This is a genomic window from Haladaptatus sp., from assembly GCF_049589095.1.
GTDB lineage: Archaea > Halobacteriota > Halobacteria > Halobacteriales > Haladaptataceae > Haladaptatus.
In genome coordinates this window covers 1-3,525 of sequence record NZ_JBAWAC010000393.1, presented here as the reverse complement: position 1 = coordinate 3,525, position 3,525 = coordinate 1, and the positions used below count along the sequence as shown (strand labels likewise).

The following is a 3,525-nucleotide window of genomic DNA, read 5'->3' as shown; positions in this document are numbered from 1 at the left end:
CCGGTGAGGTCGCCGTCGTAGTGTTCGTCCGCGAGCGCGGCCAACGTCTCGTAGGTGCCCTGAATGATGCCCTGCGTGCCGATGTACGCCCACGACCCGGCGGTCATCTGGCCGTACATGATGAGGCCCTTGGCTTCGAGTTCGTGGAAGTGCTCCCAGTCGTCCCACTTGCCGACGATGTTGGAGTTGGCGATGAGAACGCGCGGCGCACGTTCGTGCGTCGTGAACCGTCCGACGGGTTTGCCCGACTGAACCAGCAGGGTTTCGTCGTCGTCCAGTTCGCGCAGTTCGGCCATGATGGCGTCGTAGGCGTCCCACGAACGGGCCGCCCGTCCCGTCCCACCGTAGACGACGAGTTCCTCCGGTTTCTCGCCGACGTCCGGGTCGAGATTGTTGTTCAGCATGCGGAGGGCCGCCTCCTGTCGCCATCCCCTACATTCGATGTCGGTTCCGGTCGGCGCGCCCTGATACTCGCGCCACTGTGCGCTCGGTTCGCCGATGTCGTGGTCGGCTTCCGTTCCTTCGTTCATTATGTATTGTAGTATGCACGCGAGGCGCAAATACCCAAGCCCCCGCTTATGGAGGGTTCTTTAAGTAAATTCGGCGAAAATTGGCGGTGATGCACGAAGTGACGATGCGGATCGAACAGCCGAGCGTTCCGGCGGAAGCCACCGCCGGAACCGAGACGACCGTCGAGTTGTGGTGCAACGACCACTGCGACCTGTTGCACGTCAGCGGTCCCGACGGAGAAGCCACGTTGGATCACATCGAGCGACTCGTCGGCGTCCAAGAGCTACTGGTCGAAGGTGACGAACGACTGGCGATGACCGAGACGTGTCTGAAAGACCACGAGCGGGATACCGTCGAATCGTTTCTCGCTCGCCACAACTGCCTGCTCGTCCCGCCGCTTCGGTATCTCGATGGCGAGAAATGGTGTCGGATCCTGTCGCTCGATTCGTCGAACCTGACCGCGCTGTATCGTGACCTCGTGACCGAGTTTTCCGTGACCATCGAAGCCAAGCGCGAAATCACGGCAGTGTCGGCCGAGAGGCCACTCCTCACGCCCGAAACGTCGCTTCCGAGCCTCTCAACCCGTCAGCAGGAGGCACTGATACTGGCGGTCGAGATGGGATACTACCGGATTCCACGCGAAACGACGACGGCCGAAATCGCGGACGAGATGGGCGTGGAACGGCGGACGCTGGAGGAACACCTGCGACGGGCGGAAAACAAGCTCATCGGCGGAATGGCGTCGTTCTACTGAGTTCTCACCCTGCCAGTGTGATTCCCGCCTCGTCGAACCGCCGATTGACCCGACGGAAAAACTTCGAGCGGGTCGCCACGAGCTCCGCGTGTGTCGGGTCGTCTATCCAGAATGAGACTTCGACGGTGAGCCGTGAGTCGCTCATATCCGTAACGTGGACGGAGGGTGCCGGGTCGACCATGATGTCGTCGTGACGGTCGGCTTCCTCCAAGAGAATGGCGTCCACCGCATCGACGTCCACGTCGTAGGCGAGGGGGAACTCGTGGTGAACGCGAAGCGTGTCACCCGCGACGGGATTCTTCACGGCGTTGGTCGTGAGGACGGAGTTCGGCACCGTGATGAGTTCGTTGTCGAAGGTCCGCACGCGGGTCACTCGAAAGGTGATATCCTCGATAATGCCTTCGTTTTCGGACCACGTTATCCAATCGCCGATGTTTAATCGTGGGTCAGTGACGATGAAGACGCCACCGACGAAGTTCGCGGCGATATCGCGGGTTGCAAACCCGACCGCGATGGTCAGTGCGGCCGCGAGCGTCGCGGATGCACCGAAAACGTCCACACCCGCGAGGTCGAGCGCGAGGAGTATCCCGGCGAACCAGATCACCGCACGAATGACGCGCAGTATCGCACCGCGGATGGTGCGATTGACGCTCCGAATTCGGAGCGCTCGTTCGACGGCCGGTTCCAACACGAACCGGCCGATAACGTAGAAGATGGCGAGCGAGATAGAGAAAATCACGGTACCCCAGAAATACTGCGGAAGTTTGTCCAGTAAGGCCGCGTTATCGAGGGTGTTCCCCACTGGTCCACCCAATTGACCGACGGGATGTTCCGGCATATCGAGTCATGAGGAACGACGCGTATCTCATGGTTACGGCCGTGTGGATGTCTGACAAAAGGTTAAATACCCTTACAACACTAATCTACACTGAGATGGGCAACAAAAACAAGACGATTTCCTTCAGGGTCAACGAGGACGCGTTCGAGACCCTGCGGGAGATCGCCGAAAAGCGCGACATCTCGCTGTCGGCAGTGTTCCGCGATTACGTCGACCTGCTGGTCGCCCATGACGGAAAAGTCAAAGTCGTTCCCGAAAACCAGATCGGCGAGACGACCAACGAGGAGTCGTTCCCGCCGAAAATCGAGGTTCCGAAGAGCTTCGTTCGGGAACACGAACGCCTCGAACTGGAAGCGGAACACCTCCGCGAGCAACTTCAGGAACACAAGGAGTACGTCCGCCATCTCCGGACGATGGTGGACGACGAGGAAGAGGAGGTCATTCAGCTCGAAGAGTTGGACGACGAGATGGAGAACGACGAACCGTTTCGACTGGGATAACCGGGATTAGCCCGACAGCGACCGTTTCTTCTGGCGCGAGCGCTCCGACATCGAGCCGTCGCCCTCCACGTTGGCGAGTTCCTCGATGGCTTCGAGCGTCCGGACCGAATCGTCCAAGAAGGACAGCACGTCGCCCGGATAGGCGTACACCAGGTAATCGTCGGTCATCACGTCAACGATGGCGTCCGGTCCGAGGCCACCCTCGCGCAGTTCGAGGAGGTACTGCATGAACTTCCGCTCCGGACAGCCACAGTACGGATTGCTCTGGCAGTCACAGTCCAGGAAGTCCTCGGCGAAGTCAAGGACGCGGTCTCTGGTTGCCTCGTCCAGTTTCTGGAGGCCCTCACCCTGAAACAGAATGTCGAGGGTGGCACCTTTGAACGCCCCCTTCGGGATGTTCGTGTCCAACTGCGAGGAGATCTGGCGGTGATTTTTGACGTAGATTTTGTCCGTGATAGCCACGCTTGTCGGGAACTATTCGGTTCCGCCGGATAAGCGTGTCGTCAACGGAAACGAAAGACAGGAGATATCGCACCGATAGCGATTGCGATGAAAACGGAGGACGCGACAACAGTTGCTAGGGAAGATGACCGCAACCGCATGCGAGCGGGCGGCCGAGCGGTTCCGGTCGCCCGCCCTTGCTCGCGGTTACACCGCTCGCTTTCGAGGTTGCTCCGCAACCTCGAATCCTGAAAGCGGGTGCGTACATTCGACTCGGAGAGAAAAGCCGTCTCAGTGTTCCCGTGTGACGACGAACTGCGCGAAGTCGCGGAGGTAGTCCAGTGCGGCAGAATCGGGCGCGTCGACCCTGTCAAGGGCGGCCAATGCGGCTTCGGACTGCTCGTGGGCGAGTTCATTCGCCTCGTCGGCGCTGAGGTCGGTCACCTGCACGATGGACGGGCGACCGATTTCCTCGTCCTGTC

4 protein-coding genes and 2 pseudogenes are annotated in these 3,525 nt (G+C 60.1%); 2 read left to right on the top strand and 4 right to left on the bottom strand.

Annotated features, from left to right (window positions below; genetic code table 11):
• A pseudogene (locus tag WBV42_RS12310) lies at positions 1-530 on the bottom strand (urocanate hydratase); the annotation flags it as partial.
• 89 nt (positions 531-619) lie between these two features.
• On the opposite strand from WBV42_RS12310, the gene WBV42_RS12305 reads away from it, so the two are divergent.
• Positions 620-1,264 (top strand): helix-turn-helix domain-containing protein, encoded by a 645-nt coding sequence (locus WBV42_RS12305; RefSeq protein ID WP_423986295.1) that lies wholly within the window; start codon positions 620-622, stop codon positions 1,262-1,264.
• Between the two features lie 4 nt (positions 1,265-1,268).
• On the opposite strand, the gene WBV42_RS12300 is transcribed toward WBV42_RS12305, so the two are convergent.
• A complete protein-coding gene (locus tag WBV42_RS12300; protein ID WP_423986294.1) occupies positions 1,269-2,066 on the bottom strand; it encodes a mechanosensitive ion channel family protein in 798 nt (265 codons plus the stop codon).
• 131 nt (positions 2,067-2,197) lie between these two features.
• Here WBV42_RS12300 and WBV42_RS12295 point away from each other — a divergent pair, with 131 nt between their 5' ends.
• Positions 2,198-2,602, top strand: coding sequence for a ribbon-helix-helix protein, CopG family (locus tag WBV42_RS12295; protein ID WP_423986293.1), 405 nt, complete (start codon positions 2,198-2,200; stop codon positions 2,600-2,602).
• A 6-nt stretch (positions 2,603-2,608) separates the two neighbouring features.
• Here WBV42_RS12295 and WBV42_RS12290 read toward each other — a convergent pair whose 3' ends face one another.
• Positions 2,609-3,064 carry a DUF5814 domain-containing protein gene (locus WBV42_RS12290; protein ID WP_066140100.1) on the bottom strand — a complete coding sequence of 152 codons (456 nt, stop codon included), beginning with the start codon at positions 3,062-3,064 and terminating at the stop codon, positions 2,609-2,611.
• A gap of 270 nt (positions 3,065-3,334) precedes the next feature.
• A pseudogene (locus WBV42_RS12285) lies at positions 3,335-3,525 on the bottom strand (polyprenyl synthetase family protein); the annotation flags it as partial.